18 protein-coding genes are annotated in these 16,259 nt (G+C 70.5%); 7 read left to right on the top strand and 11 right to left on the bottom strand.

The window, feature by feature from the left end; all coding sequences use genetic code 11:
• The first annotated feature begins 75 nt into the window (after window positions 1-75).
• Window positions 76-1,290 (top strand): phosphoserine phosphatase SerB, encoded by a 1,215-nt coding sequence (gene serB / locus ACIBL4_RS16585; RefSeq protein ID WP_399410532.1) that lies wholly within the window; start codon window positions 76-78, stop codon window positions 1,288-1,290.
• Window positions 1,291-1,373: 83 nt separating this feature from the next.
• On the opposite strand, the gene ACIBL4_RS16580 is transcribed toward serB, so the two are convergent.
• The 4 genes from ACIBL4_RS16580 to ACIBL4_RS16565 all read right to left on the bottom strand — a co-directional run bounded on the left by ACIBL4_RS16580 (window position 1,374) and on the right by ACIBL4_RS16565 (window position 4,136).
• The gene (locus ACIBL4_RS16580; RefSeq protein ID WP_356923301.1) at window positions 1,374-1,892 is read right to left on the bottom strand and encodes a histidine phosphatase family protein; all 519 of its coding nucleotides are present in this window, start codon (window positions 1,890-1,892) and stop codon (window positions 1,374-1,376) included.
• Window positions 1,893-1,957: 65 nt separating this feature from the next.
• Window positions 1,958-2,167, bottom strand: a complete 210-nt coding sequence (locus tag ACIBL4_RS16575; RefSeq protein WP_399410530.1) for a hypothetical protein — start codon at window positions 2,165-2,167, stop codon at window positions 1,958-1,960.
• Between the two features lie 167 nt (window positions 2,168-2,334).
• Entirely contained in the window at window positions 2,335-2,451 is a 117-nt protein-coding gene (locus ACIBL4_RS16570) for an SGM_5486 family transporter-associated protein (protein ID WP_086012488.1), read from the bottom strand.
• Window positions 2,452-2,519: 68 nt separating this feature from the next.
• Complete coding sequence (locus ACIBL4_RS16565) at window positions 2,520-4,136, bottom strand: MFS transporter (RefSeq protein ID WP_399410527.1); 1,617 nt, start codon at window positions 4,134-4,136, stop codon at window positions 2,520-2,522.
• A gap of 91 nt (window positions 4,137-4,227) precedes the next feature.
• On the opposite strand from ACIBL4_RS16565, the gene ACIBL4_RS16560 reads away from it, so the two are divergent.
• Complete coding sequence (locus tag ACIBL4_RS16560) at window positions 4,228-4,920, top strand: FadR/GntR family transcriptional regulator (protein WP_399410525.1); 693 nt, start codon at window positions 4,228-4,230, stop codon at window positions 4,918-4,920.
• On the opposite strand, the gene ACIBL4_RS16555 is transcribed toward ACIBL4_RS16560, so the two are convergent.
• The 3 genes from ACIBL4_RS16555 to fabG all read right to left on the bottom strand — a co-directional run bounded on the left by ACIBL4_RS16555 (window position 4,898) and on the right by fabG (window position 6,920).
• Window positions 4,898-5,248: a hypothetical protein gene (locus tag ACIBL4_RS16555; protein WP_399410523.1), complete on the bottom strand. Its 351-nt coding sequence runs from the start codon at window positions 5,246-5,248 to the stop codon at window positions 4,898-4,900. The genes ACIBL4_RS16560 and ACIBL4_RS16555 overlap by 23 nt on opposite strands.
• Window positions 5,249-5,427: 179 nt before the next feature.
• A complete protein-coding gene (fabI, locus tag ACIBL4_RS16550; RefSeq protein WP_399410522.1) occupies window positions 5,428-6,195 on the bottom strand; it encodes an enoyl-ACP reductase FabI in 768 nt (255 codons plus the stop codon).
• Window positions 6,196-6,200: 5 nt separating this feature from the next.
• On the bottom strand, window positions 6,201-6,920 hold the full coding sequence (gene fabG, locus ACIBL4_RS16545; RefSeq protein ID WP_399410520.1) for a 3-oxoacyl-[acyl-carrier-protein] reductase: 720 nt from the start codon (window positions 6,918-6,920) through the stop codon (window positions 6,201-6,203).
• A 273-nt stretch (window positions 6,921-7,193) separates the two neighbouring features.
• On the opposite strand from fabG, the gene ACIBL4_RS16540 reads away from it, so the two are divergent.
• The 3 genes from ACIBL4_RS16540 (at window position 7,194) to tyrS (ending at window position 11,519) form a co-directional block, all read left to right on the top strand.
• Window positions 7,194-8,717, top strand: a complete 1,524-nt coding sequence (locus ACIBL4_RS16540) for a TldD/PmbA family protein (protein ID WP_399410518.1) — start codon at window positions 7,194-7,196, stop codon at window positions 8,715-8,717.
• Between the two features lie 82 nt (window positions 8,718-8,799).
• Entirely contained in the window at window positions 8,800-10,194 is a 1,395-nt protein-coding gene (locus ACIBL4_RS16535) for a metallopeptidase TldD-related protein (protein WP_399410516.1), read from the top strand.
• Between the two features lie 56 nt (window positions 10,195-10,250).
• Complete coding sequence (tyrS, locus tag ACIBL4_RS16530; protein ID WP_399410514.1) at window positions 10,251-11,519, top strand: tyrosine--tRNA ligase; 1,269 nt, start codon at window positions 10,251-10,253, stop codon at window positions 11,517-11,519.
• Between the two features lie 89 nt (window positions 11,520-11,608).
• Here the strand turns inward: tyrS and ACIBL4_RS16525 are convergent, their stop codons facing one another.
• A complete protein-coding gene (locus tag ACIBL4_RS16525) occupies window positions 11,609-11,884 on the bottom strand; it encodes a GlsB/YeaQ/YmgE family stress response membrane protein (protein WP_399410512.1) in 276 nt (91 codons plus the stop codon).
• Window positions 11,885-12,127: 243 nt separating this feature from the next.
• Between ACIBL4_RS16525 and ACIBL4_RS16520 the strand changes: the two genes are divergently transcribed.
• Together ACIBL4_RS16520 and ACIBL4_RS16515 are read left to right on the top strand one after the other, a co-directional pair.
• Window positions 12,128-12,523: a DUF3099 domain-containing protein gene (locus ACIBL4_RS16520; RefSeq protein WP_399410510.1), complete on the top strand. Its 396-nt coding sequence runs from the start codon at window positions 12,128-12,130 to the stop codon at window positions 12,521-12,523.
• Window positions 12,524-12,739: 216 nt separating this feature from the next.
• The gene (locus ACIBL4_RS16515; protein ID WP_399410508.1) at window positions 12,740-12,955 is read left to right on the top strand and encodes a hypothetical protein; all 216 of its coding nucleotides are present in this window, start codon (window positions 12,740-12,742) and stop codon (window positions 12,953-12,955) included.
• 20 nt (window positions 12,956-12,975) lie between these two features.
• Here the strand turns inward: ACIBL4_RS16515 and moaA are convergent, their stop codons facing one another.
• From moaA to ACIBL4_RS16500, 3 genes are all read right to left on the bottom strand, one after another.
• Window positions 12,976-13,965 (bottom strand): GTP 3',8-cyclase MoaA, encoded by a 990-nt coding sequence (gene moaA, locus ACIBL4_RS16510; RefSeq protein ID WP_399410506.1) that lies wholly within the window; start codon window positions 13,963-13,965, stop codon window positions 12,976-12,978.
• Window positions 13,966-14,100: 135 nt separating this feature from the next.
• Entirely contained in the window at window positions 14,101-15,726 is a 1,626-nt protein-coding gene (locus ACIBL4_RS16505) for a cation acetate symporter (RefSeq protein ID WP_399410504.1), read from the bottom strand.
• Window positions 15,723-16,079 (bottom strand): DUF485 domain-containing protein, encoded by a 357-nt coding sequence (locus tag ACIBL4_RS16500; protein WP_399410502.1) that lies wholly within the window; start codon window positions 16,077-16,079, stop codon window positions 15,723-15,725. The genes ACIBL4_RS16505 and ACIBL4_RS16500 overlap by 4 nt, the downstream gene beginning before the upstream one ends.
• Between the last annotated feature and the right edge of the window lie 180 nt (window positions 16,080-16,259).

The following is a 16,259-nucleotide window of genomic DNA, read 5'->3' as shown; positions in this document are numbered from 1 at the left end:
TCACCCAGTGTTCGCTGTCCGCCAGGCGGACCTCACGGGCGGTCCGACCTGCCCGCCGGATACGGTGGAACCACCATGAGCGCTTCGCAGACCTCGTCCTCCGACGTTCCCACCCTCCTTGTAAAGATCTTCGGCAAGGACAGCCCGGGCATCACGGCCGGCCTCTTCGACACCCTCGCCGCCTACTCCGTCGACGTCGTCGACATCGAGCAGGTCGTCACCCGAGGCCGAATGGTGCTGTGCGCGCTCGTGACCGAGCCCCCCAAGGGGCTCGAGGGCGACCTGCGGGCGACCGTCCACAGCTGGGCCGAGTCGATGAAGATGCAGGCGGAGATCATCTCCGGCCTCGGCGACAACCGCCCGCGCGGGCTGGGCCGCTCCCTGGTGACCGTGCTCGGGCATCCGCTCACCGCGGAGGCGACCGCGGCGATCGCCGCGCGGATCACCAAGACCGGCGGCAACATCGACCGTATCTTCCGGCTCGCCAAGTACCCCGTCACCGCCGTCGAGTTCGCGGTGTCCGGCGTGGAGACCGAGCCGCTGCGCACCGCCCTGGCGCCCGACGCGGCGAAGCTCGGCATCGACGTGGCGGTCGTCGCCGCCGGTCTGTACCGGCGCGCGCAGCGCCTGGTCGTCATGGACGTCGACTCGACGCTCATCCAGGACGAGGTCATCGAGCTGTTCGCCGCGCACGCCGGCTGCGAGGACCAGGTCGCCGAGGTGACGGCGGCCGCGATGCGCGGCGAGCTGGACTTCGAGCAGTCCCTGCACGCGCGCGTGGCGCTGCTGGAGGGGCTGGACGCCTCGGTCGTGGACAAGGTGCGCAGCGAGGTGCGGCTGACGCCGGGCGCCCGCACCCTGATCCGTACGCTGAAGCGGCTCGGCTTCCAAGTCGGTGTCGTCTCCGGCGGCTTCACCCAGGTCACCGACGATCTGAAGGAGCGGCTCGGGCTGGACTTTGCCCACGCCAACACGCTGGAGATCGTCGACGGGAAGCTGACGGGCAAGGTCACGGGCGAGATCGTCGACCGGGCCGGCAAGGCCCGGCTGCTGCGCCGGTTCGCCGCCGAGGCGGGCGTGCCGCTGTCGCAGACCGTGGCGATCGGTGACGGTGCCAACGACCTGGACATGCTGAACGCGGCCGGTCTGGGCGTCGCCTTCAACGCCAAGCCGGTGGTGCGCCAGGCCGCGCACACCGCGGTGAACTTCCCCTTCCTGGACACCGTGCTGTACCTGCTGGGCATCACGCGCGAAGAGGTCGAGGCGGCGGACACCCTCGACACGGTCTGAGCCTGCCGGACGGGCCCGGCACCGGTACGGTGCCGGGCCCCGCTCACCCGGAGTCGGTCACTCGGAGTCAGTCGGGGAGCCGGTCACTCGGTCGGCGCCCAGTAGTCCTGCAGCGTGGCCGCGCCCGGCTCCAGGCTCTTCCACGAGCCGGTGAAGGACAGCAGGGCGAAGGCGGCGGCCGGGAACCCGCGGCGGCTCATGCGGTCGCGGGCGTCGCCCTCGGCCGTGCCCGCCAGGATGTCGGCGAGGCCCTGGATGGCCGGGTTGTGGCCGATCACGAGGATGTTCTGCGCGTCGTCGGGGGTCTCGTTCAGCAGGGCGATCAGTTCGCCCGGCGAGGCCTCGTAGATCCGCTCTTCGTAGACGGTTTTCGGCCGCTGCGGGAACTCCTGGACGGCGAGCTTCCAGGTCTCCCGGGTCCGGACCGCGGTGGAGCACAGGGCCAGGTCGAAGGCGATGCCGGTGTCGGCCAGCCTGCGCCCGGCCTCCGCCGCTTCTTTTCGGCCCCGGTCAGCGAGCGGACGCTCGTGATCGCTCACCTGTGGCCAGTCGGCTTTCGCATGGCGGAAGAGGACAATCCTGCGGGGTTCTGCGACGCTCATAAGATCCAGCTTCGCACGAAACAGGCCACGGGGCGCAGGGAGTTGACCACCGGTTTCTGCCGTGCTCAGTGGGCTGTCAGCTGCCGGAGCCACGCGAAGAGGTGGGTGATCAAGGGGTCACCACCGCTGGCCGCCTGGGCATCGGACGGGTTCAGGATCAGCACGAGCAGCGTGACGAAGGCGAGCGTGGGCAGGGCGACGGCCCACCAGGGCAGCCGGCTGCCGACGCCGGCCCGGGTCGCCGGATGGGGCCGGGTGTGCGTAGGAGCCGACATGGGTGCCTCCGCTCTTCGAATGGTCCGTGATCCCGCGTCTCGCGGTCACACGTCGAAGTTACGGAATCCGAGGCGGCCGACCCATCCGGTGATCCACCCACTTGACCCTGACCCTCACCCCCTAGGGGACAGGGGGCTAACCCCACCATGGGCGAGGCGGGGCCCGGTCATGGCGAGGCGATGGTCGCGATGACGCCGATGATGATGAAGATCGCGAAGAAGGCGCCGAACACGAGCAGCATCTTCTTCTGACCGTGCTGGGGATTCGGGTCGAGCACTGGCATGGAGCAAGTCTCGCACCCACCCCGGGCGCCTGACGCCCGGGGGTGTCCTCGAGCCCCCGAGGAGGGGCTCAGCGGCCGGCCTCGTCCTCCACCGTACGGTCCCGGCCCGCCAGGAAGCCGACCGCCATCTGCGGGATCATCAGGGCGCTCATCAGTGCGATCGGCAGGCCCCAGCCGCCGCTGTGCTGGTAGAGGACACCCACCAGGAGAGGCCCCGGGATGGAGATCAGATAGCCGGTGCTCTGCGCGAACGCCGACAGCTGGGCCACGCCCGCGCCGGTCCTGGCCCGCATGCCGACCATGGTGAGGGCGAGCGGGAAGGCACAGTTGGCGACGCCGAGCAGCAGCGCCCAGGCCCAGGCACCGGCGGCCGGCGCGAGGTACAGCCCGGCGTAGCCGGCGAGGCCGCAGACGCCGAGGGCGAAGACGATCGGGCCCTGGTGCGGCAGCCGTGTGGCCAGGCGCGGTATGACGAAGGCCAGGGGCACGCCCATCACCATGGTGACCGCGAGCAGCAGCCCCGCGGTGCCCGCGGGCACGCCGGCGTCCCGGAAGATCTGCGCCATCCAGCCCATGGTGATGTAGGCGGCGGTCGCCTGGAGCCCGAAGAAGACGGCCAGGGCCCAGGCGGTGCGGCTCCGGGTGATCCGCAGCCGTGGCGCCTCGCCGGCGGCGGATCCGGCGGGAGCCGAGCCCGGCGTCTCACGGTCCCGTGCCGACCGGTCGCCGTCGGGCTCCCGGCCCACGACCCGCTCGACGGACCGTGTCTCCCGGCCCACGGCCCGCTCCCCGGACCGTGTCTCCCGGCCCACGGCCCGCTCCCCGGACCGTGTCTCCCAGCCCACGGCCCGCTCCCCGGACAGTTTCTCCGAGCCCCTGGCCCGCTCCGGCCCGGTCTCCGCGCCCCGGCTCCGCTCCTCGGGCCCGGACGCGACTGGGGCCCACTCCCCCGGCCGGGGCTGGACTCCGGCCCGCTCCCCCGGCCCCGACACGACTCCGGCCCGCTCCCCCGGCCCGGACGCCGCCGTGTCCGCCCCACGCCCCCGTACGAACGGCAGCCACGGCAGCACAGCCGCCACGGCCAGTCCCGCCCACAGGGCGAGGCCCGACTGCCAGCTGCCGCCCAGGGCGTCGGTCAGGGGCACCGTGATCGCGGCCGCGAGGGCCGTGCCCAGGGCGAGGGCCATGGAGTACAGGCCGGTCATGGAGCCCACACGGTCGGGGAACCAGTGCTTGACGATGACCGGCATCAGGACGTTGCTGACCGCGATGCCCATGAGGGCGAGGGCGCTGGCGGCCAGGAAGCCCGCTGTGCCGCCGGCGTACGGCCGGATCGCCAGGCCGGTGGCGATGGCGGCCATGCCGGCGCACACCACGGCGCCCGCGCCGAAGCGGCGGGCGAGCCGCGGGGCCGTGACGCCGAAGACGGCGAAGCACAGCGGCGGCACGGAGGTGAGCAGCCCGGCCACGCTGCCGCTCATGCCGAGCCCGTCGCGGACCTCCTCCAGGAGGGCGCCGAGGCTGGTGATGGCGGGGCGGAGGTTCAGCGCGGACAGCACGATGCCGAGGACGAGCAGCCGCGTCGTCCACGCGCGCGTGGCGGAGCCGCCGGGTTCCCGGGCATCGTGCGCGGCCGAGCCGCGTACGGTCGGGGGCGTCATCGTCCGGGTTTCCTCACTAGCCATGCGGCCCATCATAGAATCATAGGATGATTGACTGTCCACTCGGCTCCCGCCCAGGCCGCGCTCCGGCGCCCCGGTCGTGCGAAGGTGTCCCATGCCCCTGAGCCATCCCCGACGTTCAGCCCTCTCCGAGCAGGTCATCGCCGCCCTGCGGGCGCAGATCACCTCCGGCGAGTGGCCGGTCGGCTCCCGCATCCCCACCGAGCCCGAGCTCGTCGAGCAGCTGGGTGTCGCCCGCAACACGGTCCGTGAGGCCGTGCGCGCCCTGTCGCACAACGGCCTGCTGGACATCCGCCAAGGCTCCGGCACGTATGTCGTGGCGACGAGCGAGCTGGCGGGGGTGATGCAGCGGCGGTTCGCCGGTGCCGACCCCCGGCACATCGCCGAGCTGCGCTCCACGCTGGAGTCGGCGGCCGCCCGGCTGGCCGCCGAGCGGCGTACGGAGAAGGACCTCAAGCAGCTCGACGCGCTGCTGCTGCGGCGCGAGGAGGCCTGGGAGTCGGGTGACGCGGAGGCGTTCGTGACGGCGGACGCGACCTTCCACCTGGCCGTGGTGTCCGCCTCCCACAACGACGTGATGACGGCCATGTACGCGGACCTGGGCGAGGTTCTGCGGGACTGGCTGCGCGAGGACGTCGGCGAGGAGCTGACGCCGGAGACGTACCTGGAGCACGGGCGGCTGCTCGACGCGATCCGCGCGGGCGACGCGGCTCAGGCGGCGGCGGAGGCCGCCCGCTATCCGTTCCTGTGCCGCCTGGGCGGGATCAGCTCGCCCGCCGGTGACTGATCCACACGTCGCCGACTTCCTTCCAGCAGCGTCCCGTCAGCCGTACGGTCTGCGCGGGCCCGGCCTCCACCGGGGTGCTGTCGGTGTCGATGTCCCACCAGCGGGCGCACTCGACGTGCAGGCTCACACGGTCGGCCTCGGGGTACGGGTTGTGGCAGTACACGGTCACCTTGGACCCGGTGACTCGGACCCGGCACGCGGCGCCGAAGGGGCCGGCCGACTCGTGCTCGTCGGCGGGCACGCGCGCGTGGGGCACCGCCTCGTACGCCAGGGTCATCACGAGGGCGACGGCGAGGGACAGTGAGGCCGTTCGGCGGGACAAGCGCACAAGGGGACCTCCTCGGCGGTGCTGGGGAGGGGATCGCGTGGTGAACGCGTACTCCAGGGTGCCCAGTTTGTGCCTCCCCCGCCCGGCCGGATGAGCCGAACGGGTGACGCCCCGCTCGCCGCGCACTGCGGGAAACGGGGCGCCTACGGGGTACGGGAGATCAGGCTCCGTAGGAGAGATCAGGCTCCGATGGCGTGCAGACCGCCGTCCACGTGGATGATCTCGCCGGTGGTCTTCGGGAACCAGTCGCTCAGCAGCGCGACGATGCCGCGGCCGGCCGGCTCCGGGTCCTTCAGGTCCCACTCCAGCGGGGAGCGGGAGTCCCACACGGACGCCAGCTCGCTGAAGCCCGGGATGGACTTGGCGGCCATCGAGCCGAGCGGGCCGGCCGAGACCAGGTTGCAGCGGATGTTCTGCTTGCCCAGGTCACGGGCCATGTACCGGCTGGTCGCCTCCAGGGCGGCCTTGGCCGGGCCCATCCAGTCGTACTGCGGCCAGGCGAACTGCGCGTCGAAGGTCAGACCCACGACGGAGCCGCCGTTCTGCATCAGCGGCAGGCAGGCCATGGTCAGCGACTTCAGGGAGTACGCCGAGACGTGCATGGCCGTGGCGACCGACTCGAACGGCGTGTTGAGGAAGTTGCCGCCGAGGGCGTCCTGCGGGGCGAAACCGATGGAGTGCACGACGCCGTCGAGGCCGCCGAGCTCCTCGCCGACGATGTCGGCCAGGCGCCCGAGGTGCTCGTCGTTGGTCACGTCGAGCTCGATGACCTTGACGGGCTTGGGGAGCTTCTTGGCGATGCGCTCGGTCAGCGTGGGGCGCGGGAACGCCGTGAGGATGACCTCGGCGCCCTGCTCCTGGGCCAGCTTGGCGGTGTGGAAGGCGATGGAGGCCTCCGTCAGCACACCGGTGATCAGGACGCGCTTGCCCTCGAGAATTCCGCTCATGGTGATCAGTGACCCATTCCCAGTCCGCCGTCAACGGGGATGACGGCTCCAGTGATGTACGAGGCGTCGTCCGAGGCGAGGAACCGCACCGTCGCGGCGATCTCCTCCGGCTGCGCGTACCGCCCGAGCGGGACCTGCTTCACGATGCCGGCGCGCTGCTCGTCGGAGAGCACCGCGGTCATGTCGGTCTGGACGAAGCCGGGCGCGACGACGTTGAAGGTGATGTTGCGCGAGCCCAGCTCACGGGCGAGGGAGCGCGCGAAGCCGACGAGGCCGGCCTTGGAGGCGGCGTAGTTGGCCTGCCCCGCGGAGCCGAGCAGCCCGACGACCGAGGAGATCAGGACGACCCGGCCCTTCTTGGCGCGCAGCATGCCGCGGTTGGCGCGCTTGACCACTCGGAAGGTGCCGGTGAGGTTGGTGTCGAGGACGGACGTGAAGTCGTCCTCGGACATGCGCATCAGGAGCTGGTCCTTGGTGACACCGGCGTTGGCGACGAGGACCTCGACGGGGCCGTGGGCCTCCTCGATCTCCTTGTAGGCCTGCTCCACCTGCTCGGCGTCGGTGATGTCGCACTTGACGGCGAGGCAGCCCAGGTCTGTCAGGGCCGCCGGGGGCTCACCCGAGCGGTACGTGATGGCGACCTTGTCGCCGGCATCGGCGAAAGCACGGGCGATGGCGAGGCCGATGCCCCGGTTGCCTCCGGTGACGAGAACCGAGCGGCTCAACGGATCACCCTTTCGGTAGCGGTCTGATACCCCGCCCGGGCGCCTGGACGACAGGCGGCGATGACAGGCGGCTTCTTTCGAAAACCTATCGGTCCGGGCGCTCCCGCGGACAATCGGGCACCGACAGTGGCGTAGGGGACTCACTGTCGGGTCCCTACAGAAACCCGCGCACCCGGGTCATGAAACTCGTGGCCCGCGCGCGGGCCGAGACGACATGATCGGAGCAGTCACGAAGTACGGCGACCACGCTCACCTCGACAGAAAGAGACGGCGGTGCCTCATACCATCGACGAGGCCTTCACGGCCCTCCCCCTACGCGCCCTCGCCGACGCGGCCCTCGCACGCGCGCGTGCGCTGGGCGCCGAGCACGCGGACTTCCGGTTCGAGCGGGTGCGGGGCGCTTCCTGGCGGTTCCGGGACGCCAAGCCCGCCGGGTCCTCGGACACCACCGACCTCGGGTACGCGGTGCGCGTCGTGCACGGCGGCACGTGGGGTTTCGCATCCGGCGTCGACCTCACCCTCGACGCCGCCGCCAAGGTGGCCTCCCAGGCGGTGGCCATGGCGAAGCTCTCGGCGCAAGTGATCAAGGCGGCCGGGTCCGACGAGCGTGTGGAACTGGCCGACGAGCCCGTGCACGCCGACAAGACATGGGTCTCGTCGTACGAGATCGATCCGTTCACCGTGCCCGACGAGGAGAAGGCCGGGCTGATCGCGGAGTGGAGCGCGCGGTTGCTGGCGGCGCGGGGGGTCGACCATGTCGACGCCTCGCTGCTCACCGTCCACGAGAACAAGTTCTACGCCGACACCGCCGGGACCGTGACCACGCAGCAGCGGGTGCGGCTGCACCCGGTGTTCAACGCCGTGTCGGTGGACGAGTCGAGCGGCGAGTTCGACTCCATGCGCACCCTCGCACCGCCCGCGGGACGCGGCTGGGAGTATCTGCGGGGCACCGGCTGGGACTGGGAGGGCGAGCTGGAGCAGATCCCGGAACTGCTCGCCGAGAAGATGCGGGCGCCGAGCGTCGAGGCGGGCCTGTACGACCTGGTCGTCGACCCGTCCAACCTGTGGCTGACCATCCACGAGTCCATCGGGCACGCCACCGAGCTGGACCGGGCGCTCGGTTACGAGGCCGCCTACGCGGGCACCTCCTTCGCCACCTTCGACCAGCTGAACAAGCTGCGCTACGGCTCGGAGCTGATGAACGTCACCGGCGACCGCACCGCCGAGCACGGCCTGGCCACCATCGGGTACGACGACGAGGGCGTCCAGGCGCAGTCCTGGGACCTGGTGAAGGACGGCACGCTCGTCGGCTACCAGCTGGACCGGCGGATCGCGAGACTGACCGGCTTCGAGCGGTCCAACGGCTGCGCCTACGCCGACTCCCCCGGGCACGTGCCGGTGCAGCGCATGGCCAACGTGTCGCTGCGGCCGGATCCGGCCGGGATGTCCACCGAGGACCTGATCGGGGGCGTGGAGCGGGGCATCTACGTCGTCGGCGACCGGTCCTGGTCGATCGACATGCAGCGGTACAACTTCCAGTTCACCGGGCAGCGCTTCTACCGGATCGAGAACGGGCGGCTCGCCGGGCAGCTGCGGGACGTGGCCTACCAGGCGACGACGACCGACTTCTGGGGCTCGATGGCCGCCGTCGGCGGTCCGCAGACCTACGTCCTGGGCGGCGCCTTCAACTGCGGAAAGGCCCAGCCTGGCCAGGTCGCGGCCGTGTCGCACGGCTGCCCGTCGGCCCTCTTCAAGGGCGTCAACATCCTCAACACGACCCAGGAGGCCGGTCGATGAACGTCAGCTACGGGATCGGCTGGGGGTCCGGGGGTTATCCCCCGGCAAAGCACAGTCTCAACACCACGCAGGAGGCCGGTCGATGAGCGGGCGTACCAGCAAGCCGCACGAGATCGTCGAGCGGGCCCTCGAACTGTCCCGGGCGGACGGCTGTGTCGTCATCGCCGACGAGCAGTCCACCGCCAACCTGCGCTGGGCGGGCAACGCGCTGACCACGAACGGGGTCACGCGCGGACGCACGCTCACCGTCGTCGCCACGGTCGACGGCAAGGAGGGCACGGCCTCGGGGGTCGTGTCACGGTCCGCCGTGACGGCTGACGAGCTGGAGCCCCTGGTGCGGGCCGCCGAGGCCGCCGCGCGCGGCGCCGGGCCCGCCGAGGACGCGCAGCCGCTGGTCACAGGTGTCGCGCAGGCACCGGACTTCACGGAGGCGCCCGTCGAGACCTCCTCCGCCGTGTTCGCCGACTTCGCTCCGGCGCTCGGCGAGGCCTTCGCACGCGCGCGTGCGGGCGGCCGGGAGCTGTACGGCTTCGCCAACCACGAACTGGTGTCGACGTACATGGGGACGTCCACGGGGCTGCGGCTGCGGCACGACCAGCCGAACGGGACGCTCGAGGTGAACGCCAAGTCGCCGGACCGGACCCGGTCCGCCTGGGCCGGTCGCTCGACGCGGGACTTCAAGGACGTCGACCCGGCGGCGCTGGACGCGGAGCTGGCCGTGCGCCTCGGGTGGGCCGAGCGGCGTGTGGAGCTGCCCGCGGGCCGGTACGAGACGCTGCTGCCGCCGACGGCCGTCGCGGACCTGCTGATCTACCAGATGTGGTCGGCGTCGGGCCGGGACGCGGTGGAGGGCCGCACGGTGTTCTCCAAGCCGGGCGGCGGTACGCGGGTCGGCGAGAAGCTGACCGACCTGCCGCTGACGCTGCGCAGCGACCCGAACGAGCCCGGCCTGGAGTCGGCGCCCTTCGTGATCGCGCACTCCTCCGGGGGCGACCAGTCGGTGTTCGACAACGGGCTGCCGCTCGCGGCCACCGAGTGGATGAGCCGGGGCGAGCTGCGCCACCTGACGACCAGCCGCCACAGCGCCGGCCTGACCGGGCTGCCCGTGGCGCCGAGCATCGACAACATCATCCTGGACGGCGGCGAGGACCGCTCCCTGGAGGAGATGGTCGCGAACACCCGGCGCGGGCTGCTGCTGACGTGCCTGTGGTACATCCGGGAGGTCGACCCGGCGACGCTGCTGCTCACCGGCCTGACCCGGGACGGCGTCTACCTGGTCGAGAACGGCGAGGTGACCGGCGAGGTGAACAACTTCCGCTTCAACGAGTCGCCGGTCGGTGTCCTCGGCCGGGCCACGGAGGCCGGGCGCACCGAGAAGACGCTGCCCAGGGAGTGGAGCGACTGGTTCACCAGGGCCGCGATGCCCGCGCTGCGCGTCCCCGATTTCAATATGAGCTCTGTCAGTCAGGGCGTATAACCTCGTAGTCGGCTGTCACCCGACTGCCCGAAGATCATCGAGGAGACACGAGAACCGTGACGGACATCGTCGACGAGCTGAAGTGGCGCGGGCTGTTCGCCCTGTCCACTGACGAGGACGCTTTGCGCAAGGCGCTCGCGGACGGTCCCGTCACGTTCTATTGCGGCTTCGACCCGACGGCCCCGTCCCTGCACGTGGGGCACCTGGTGCAGGTGCTGACCGTGCGCCGGCTCCAGCAGGCCGGTCACCGGCCGCTGGCGCTGGTCGGCGGTGCCACGGGCCTGATCGGCGACCCGCGTCCGACCGCGGAGCGCACGCTGAACGACCCGGAGACGGTCCGCGGCTGGGTCGACAAGCTGCGCGGTCAGATCGAGCCGTTCCTCTCCTTCGAGGGTGAGAACGCCGCCGTGATGGTCAACAACCTCGACTGGACGGAGAACCTCTCCGCGATCGAGTTCCTCCGGGACATCGGCAAGCACTTCCGCGTGAACAAGATGCTGACGAAGGACTCCGTCGCCCGTCGTCTGGAGTCCGACCAGGGCATCAGCTACACGGAGTTCAGCTACCAGATCCTGCAGGGCATGGACTTCCTCCAGCTCTACCGGAGGTACGGCTGCACGCTCCAGCAGGGCGGCAGCGACCAGTGGGGCAACCTCACGGCGGGCCTGGACCTGATCCACCGGCTGGAGCCGGACGCCACGGTGCACGCCATGGCGACACCGCTGATGACCAAGGCGGACGGCACCAAGTTCGGCAAGACCGAGGGCGGCGCCGTCTGGCTCGACCCGGAGATGACGACGCCGTACGCGTTCTACCAGTTCTGGCTGAACGTGGACGACCGGGACATCTCCAAGTACATGCGCATCCTGTCCTTCCGCTCCCGGGAGGAGCTGGAGGAGCTGGAGAAGCAGACCGAGGAGCGTCCGCAGGTCCGCGCCGCGCAGCGTGCGCTGGCTGAGGAGCTGACGACGCTGGTGCACGGCGCCGACCAGACGGCCGCCGTGATCGCCGCGTCCAAGGCCCTCTTCGGGCAGGGCGAGCTGGCGGAGCTCGACGAGCGGACGCTGGCCGCGGCCCTGTCGGAGGTGCCGCACATCCGGGTCGCCGAGCTCGGTCCGGTCGTCGACCTGTTCGCCGAGGTCGGCCTGGTGGCCAGCAAGTCGGCCGCGCGCCGCACGGTCAAGGAGGGCGGTGCCTACGTGAACAACGTCAAGGTCGCCGGCGAGGACGCCATCCCCGCCAAGGAGGACCTGCTGCACGGCCGCTGGCTGGTGCTGCGCCGGGGCAAGAAGAACCTGGCGGCGGTCGAGGTCACCGGCGCCTGAGCGCGCGAGAACGCGAGCGAGGGGGCGGTCTCCGGTGCCCGGAGACCGCCCCCTCGCCATGTGCCCCGTTGTTGCCCCGTTGTGCCCTTCTAGGCCCTTCGTCTGCTTCCCCTGACCGCCGTCCAGGCCCGGTCGCCGAGACCGACGAGGATGACCGCCATCACCAGCTGGAAGACATGCCGCCACCAGTCGATGCCCGCTGTGGCGTCGACACCGGCCGCCCGGGCGATGGCGTTGCCGGCGATGGCGCCGATCATGCCCAGGATGACGGTCAGCCACAGGGGTACGTGCTGCTTGCCCGGAATGATCGCCTTGGCGAGCAGACCGAGTACCAGTCCCACGATGATCGCCCACAACCAGCCCATCGCTGCCTCCTCGTACGGCTCGACGTGAGCACTACGCCCAGTGTCGGCCCAGGTGCCCTACGCCGCATGCCGGGGATGGCCGTACGTATCACGGCTCAGGCCGTTCGCCCCGGCCGGACCGGCCCCGGTCTCGTAGCCGACGCAGGCGCGGCGTAACGTGGAAGCTGCTCTGGGCAGGGTCCCCGACCGGCCGAGGGCGGCTACGGGGCGGGGAGATCCGATACGGGCGGATGGTGGAATGCGATGCGGAAGCAGCATGGCGGCGGACACGTCGAGGTGTTCCGGATCACCGGCGCCCGGGCCGGGCTTCAGGAGGACGTCCGCGGGCGGCAGCGCCGGTACGTGATCTCGATGACGGTCCGCACGATCTCCGTGATCCTCGCGGCCACCCTGTGGAACGTCGAACGGCACGTCGCCGTCGTGGCGTTGGTGCTCGGGCTGGTGCTGCCGTACATCGCCGTGGTGATCGCGAACGCCGGGCGCGAGAACGCGCCGTCTCTGCCGTCGACGTTCGTGGTGCCGCCGCTGCGGCCGATGATCGCGCCGCCGGGCACGCAGGACGGCCCCGCGGAATCCGTCGCGGAAGACGCCGTGTCCGGGACGGTGCCGGGGGCGCGGACCGAGCAGCAGGAGCGGTAGGGGCGCTCGCGGGCGATCACAAGCGGAAGTCATCTTCCCGCCAAGCTCAAGAAAAGCTCAGATCAATCATGCTGTTCAGGTGCCGGGCGCGGGGTTACCCGTGACATACTTCGTACGCGCTCCGCATCCCCCGTCGGAGCGACGGACCGACGCCGGGCAGCTCCCCCCGTGGCTGCTCGGCGTCGCCTTTTCTGTGTGCAGTGGTGAGACGAAGCTGTGAGTGACGAGACGCCCATCTGTTCCGCGAAGGGCTGCCGTGCGGCTGCCGTGTGGGTGCTGGCGTGGAACAACCCGAAGATCCATACGCCGGAGCGGCGCAAGACATGGCTCGCGTGCGAGGAGCATCGCGAGCATCTGTCGCAGTTCCTCGGGGTGCGCGGCTTCTTGAGGGACGTGGTGCTTCTCAAGGAGTGGGAAGCGACCGACGGCTGAGGCTTCGCGCCTGAGTACCTCTAACCACCGATCGCCGACATGGGCCGGTCCGGCTGCACGAACGTCGGGTCGTCCAGGCCCGCTCCCGCCTTCTTGCCCCACATCGCCAGGCGCCAGATGCGGGCGATCTCCTCGTCCGGGGCGTCCGAGCGGAGGGCGGCGCGCAGGTCCGTCTCCTCCTGGGCGAACAGACACGTGCGTATCTGTCCGTCTGCGGTGAGGCGGGTGCGGTCGCAGGCCGCGCAGAAGGGACGGGTGACGGAGGCGATCACACCGACGACATGCGGGCCGCCGTCGACCAGCCAGCGCTCCGCCGGTGCCGAGCCGCGTGCCTCGTCGCCCTCGGGGGTCAGCTCGAAGCGCGTGCGCAGGGACGTCAGGATGTCGCCTGCCGTGATCATGCCGTCGCGCTTCCAGCCGTGCTGGGCGTCCAGAGGCATCTGCTCGATGAAGCGCAGCTCGTAGTCGTGCTCGACGGCCCAGGCGAGGAGGTCGGGGGCCTCGTCGTCGTTGAGGCCGGGCATCAGGACCGAGTTGACCTTGACCGGGGTCAGACCGGCGTCGCGCGCGGCGTGCAGGCCCTCGATGACGTCCTTGTGGCGGTCGCGGCGGGTGAGGGTCTTGAAGACATCCGGGCGGAGCGTGTCGAGGGAGACGTTGACCCGGTCCAGGCCCGCCTCCTTCAGGGCCGCCGCGGTGCGCTTGAGGCCGATGCCGTTGGTCGTGAGGGACATCTGGGGGCGCGGCTCCAGGGCCGCGACGCGCTCGACGATGCCGACCAGGCCGGGGCGCAGCAGGGGCTCGCCGCCGGTGAAGCGGACCTCCTCGATACCGAGGGAGGTGACCGCGATGTCGATCAGGCGGACGATCTCGTCGTCGCTGAGCAGGTCCGGCTTGGCCAGCCACTGCAGGCCCTCCTCGGGCATGCAGTACGTGCAGCGCAGGTTGCACCGGTCGGTCAGCGAGACCCTCAGGTCGGTGGCCACTCGGCCGTAGGTGTCGATGAGCACGTGGGCCCCCTCCCTCGACGCGGATCGTGCCCGGAGCACTTCTTCTCCGACACCTGAGAGCCTACGTGACACCACTGACATCACCACAGGCCCGATCCCACGACACGGGACGCGGCCGCGTGAGGGGGTTCGTGCTCAGTGGGCGCCGGTACCGGTCAGGGACCGGACCTCCAGCTCGGCGTACTTCTTGACGTCCGGCTCTTCCTTGGACAGGACCGTGCCGAGCCAGCCCATGAGGAAGCCGAACGGGATGGAGATGATGCCCGGGTTCTTCAGCGGGAACCAGGCGAAGTCGACCTCGGGGAACATCGCCTTGGGGTCGCCGGAGACGACGGGCGAGAACAGCACCAGGCCGACGGCGACGATCAGACCGCCGTAGATCGACCACAGGGCGCCCTGGGTGGTGAACCGCTTCCAGAACAGGCTGTAGAGGATCGTCGGCAGGTTGGCGGAGGCCGCGACGGCGAAGGCGAGCGCGACCAGGCCGGCCACGTTCAGGTCGCGGGCGAGGGCGCCCAGGCCGATGGAGACGACGCCGATGAAGACGGTCGCCCAGCGGGCCGCGCGGACCTCCTCGGCGCCGGAGGCCTTCCCCTTGCGGATGACGTTGGCGTAGATGTCGTGCGCGAAGGACGACGACGAGGCCAGGGTGAGGCCGGCGACGACGGCGAGGATCGTCGCGAAGGCCACGGCCGAGATCGTGGCGAGCAGGATCGCGCCCCAGGTCGAGTCGACGCCGCCGAGGTGCAGCGCGAGCAGGGGTGCCGCCGTGTTGCCGGACGGGTTGGAGGCGATGATCTCTTCCTGCGAGATGAGCGCGGCGGCGCCGAAGCCGAGCGCGATCGTCATCAGGTAGAAGCCGCCGATGATGCCGATGGCCCAGTTCACGGACTTACGGGCCGCCTTGGCGTCGGGCACCGTGTAGAAGCGGATCAGGATGTGGGGCAGGCCGGCGGTGCCGAGCACCAGGGCGATGCCGAGGGAGATGAAGTCCAGCTTGGAGGTGCCGGTCGCGCCGTACTGGAGGCCGGGCTCCAGGAAGGCGGCGCCCTTGCCGCTGTTCTCGGCGGCCGTGCCGAGCAGGTCGGAGATGTTGAAGTTGAACTTCAGCAGCACCAGGAAGGTGATCAGGATGGTGCCGCCGATGAGCAGCACGGCCTTGATCATCTGGACCCAGGTGGTGCCCTTCATGCCGCCGATGGAGACGTAGACGATCATCAGGACGCCGACGAGGGCGACGATGAGGATCTTGCCGGCGTCGGAGGTGATGCCGAGCAGCAGCGAGACGAGGACGCCCGCGCCGGCCATCTGGGCCAGCAGGTAGAAGATCGACACGACGATCGTGGACGTGCCGGCGGCGGTGCGGACCGGGCGCTGGCGCATGCGGTACGCGAGCACGTCGCCCATGGTGTAGCGGCCGGAGTTGCGCAGCGGCTCGGCCACCAGGAGGAGGGCGACCAGCCAGGCGACCAGGAAGCCGATGGAGTAGAGGAAACCGTCGTAGCCGAAGATGGCGATCGCGCCGGCGATGCCGAGGAACGACGCGGCCGACATGTAGTCGCCGGAGACGGCGAGACCGTTCTGGAAGGCGCTGAACTGGCGTCCGCCCGCGTAGAAGTCGGCGGCGTCCTTGGTCTGGCGGCCCGCCCAGATGGTGATGCCGAGGGTGGCGAGGACGAACAGCGCGAACAGAGTGATGATCAGCGGGCGGTGCTGGCTGGCCTCGTTCGCGGCGAGAAGGGTCTGCTGTGCGGTGCTCATGCGCCGCCCTCCATCCGGGACTTGATGGCCTCGGCCTTGGGGTCGAGGTTCGCGGCGGCGTGCTTGGAGTACCACCAGGCGATGAGGAACGTGGTGACGAACTGGGCGACGCCGAAGACGAGGGCGACGTTGATGTTGCCGAACAGCTTGGTGCCCATGAAGCCGCCCGCGTAGTTCGACAGCAGGACGTACAGCAGGTACCAGGCGATGAAGGCGATGGTCAGCGGAAAGGCGAAGGAGCGGTAGGAGCGGCGCAGTTCACCGAACTCCGCGCTCTCCTGCACCTCGCTGAACTCCTCGGGCGAGGGGAGTTTGTGTTGCTCTTTCGAGGGGGGCGGTGCGTCGGTGGCCACGGAGAGTCTCCTCGCGATGACGGAAGCGGTTGTGATCAGGGACGGAGGCGAGTGTCCTCGCGCTCCTTGTCCAACGTCACGGCGGCACATGAGAACCGGTTCAACCGCGCGGCGTTCTTTCCGAAGTCGTTTCGACAAAACGTTGCTGGCCAGCGAGAGCGCGGGATAGCTTCGCCCTGC

This window comes from Streptomyces sp. NPDC050416, from assembly GCF_044458845.1.
In the GTDB taxonomy this organism is placed as follows: domain Bacteria; phylum Actinomycetota; class Actinomycetes; order Streptomycetales; family Streptomycetaceae; genus Streptomyces.
This window is presented reverse-complemented; position numbering and strand designations above follow the sequence as displayed.

Excerpts from the sequence above, each read along its gene's own strand:
- serB (WP_399410532.1), top strand. The coding sequence starts at position 76 with ATGAGCGCTTCGCAGACCTCGTCCTCCGACGTTCCCACCCTCCTTGTA.
- ACIBL4_RS16580 (WP_356923301.1), bottom strand. The coding sequence starts at position 1,892 with ATGAGCGTCGCAGAACCCCGCAGGATTGTCCTCTTCCGCCATGCGAAA.
- ACIBL4_RS16575 (WP_399410530.1), bottom strand. The coding sequence starts at position 2,167 with ATGTCGGCTCCTACGCACACCCGGCCCCATCCGGCGACCCGGGCCGGC.
- ACIBL4_RS16570 (WP_086012488.1), bottom strand. The coding sequence starts at position 2,451 with ATGCCAGTGCTCGACCCGAATCCCCAGCACGGTCAGAAGAAGATGCTG.
- ACIBL4_RS16565 (WP_399410527.1), bottom strand. The coding sequence starts at position 4,136 with ATGGCTAGTGAGGAAACCCGGACGATGACGCCCCCGACCGTACGCGGC.
- ACIBL4_RS16560 (WP_399410525.1), top strand. The coding sequence starts at position 4,228 with ATGCCCCTGAGCCATCCCCGACGTTCAGCCCTCTCCGAGCAGGTCATC.
- fabI (WP_399410522.1), bottom strand. The coding sequence starts at position 6,195 with ATGAGCGGAATTCTCGAGGGCAAGCGCGTCCTGATCACCGGTGTGCTG.
- ACIBL4_RS16535 (WP_399410516.1), top strand. The coding sequence starts at position 8,800 with ATGAGCGGGCGTACCAGCAAGCCGCACGAGATCGTCGAGCGGGCCCTC.
- ACIBL4_RS16525 (WP_399410512.1), bottom strand. The coding sequence starts at position 11,884 with ATGGGCTGGTTGTGGGCGATCATCGTGGGACTGGTACTCGGTCTGCTC.
- ACIBL4_RS16520 (WP_399410510.1), top strand. The coding sequence starts at position 12,128 with ATGCGGAAGCAGCATGGCGGCGGACACGTCGAGGTGTTCCGGATCACC.
- ACIBL4_RS16505 (WP_399410504.1), bottom strand. The coding sequence starts at position 15,726 with ATGAGCACCGCACAGCAGACCCTTCTCGCCGCGAACGAGGCCAGCCAG.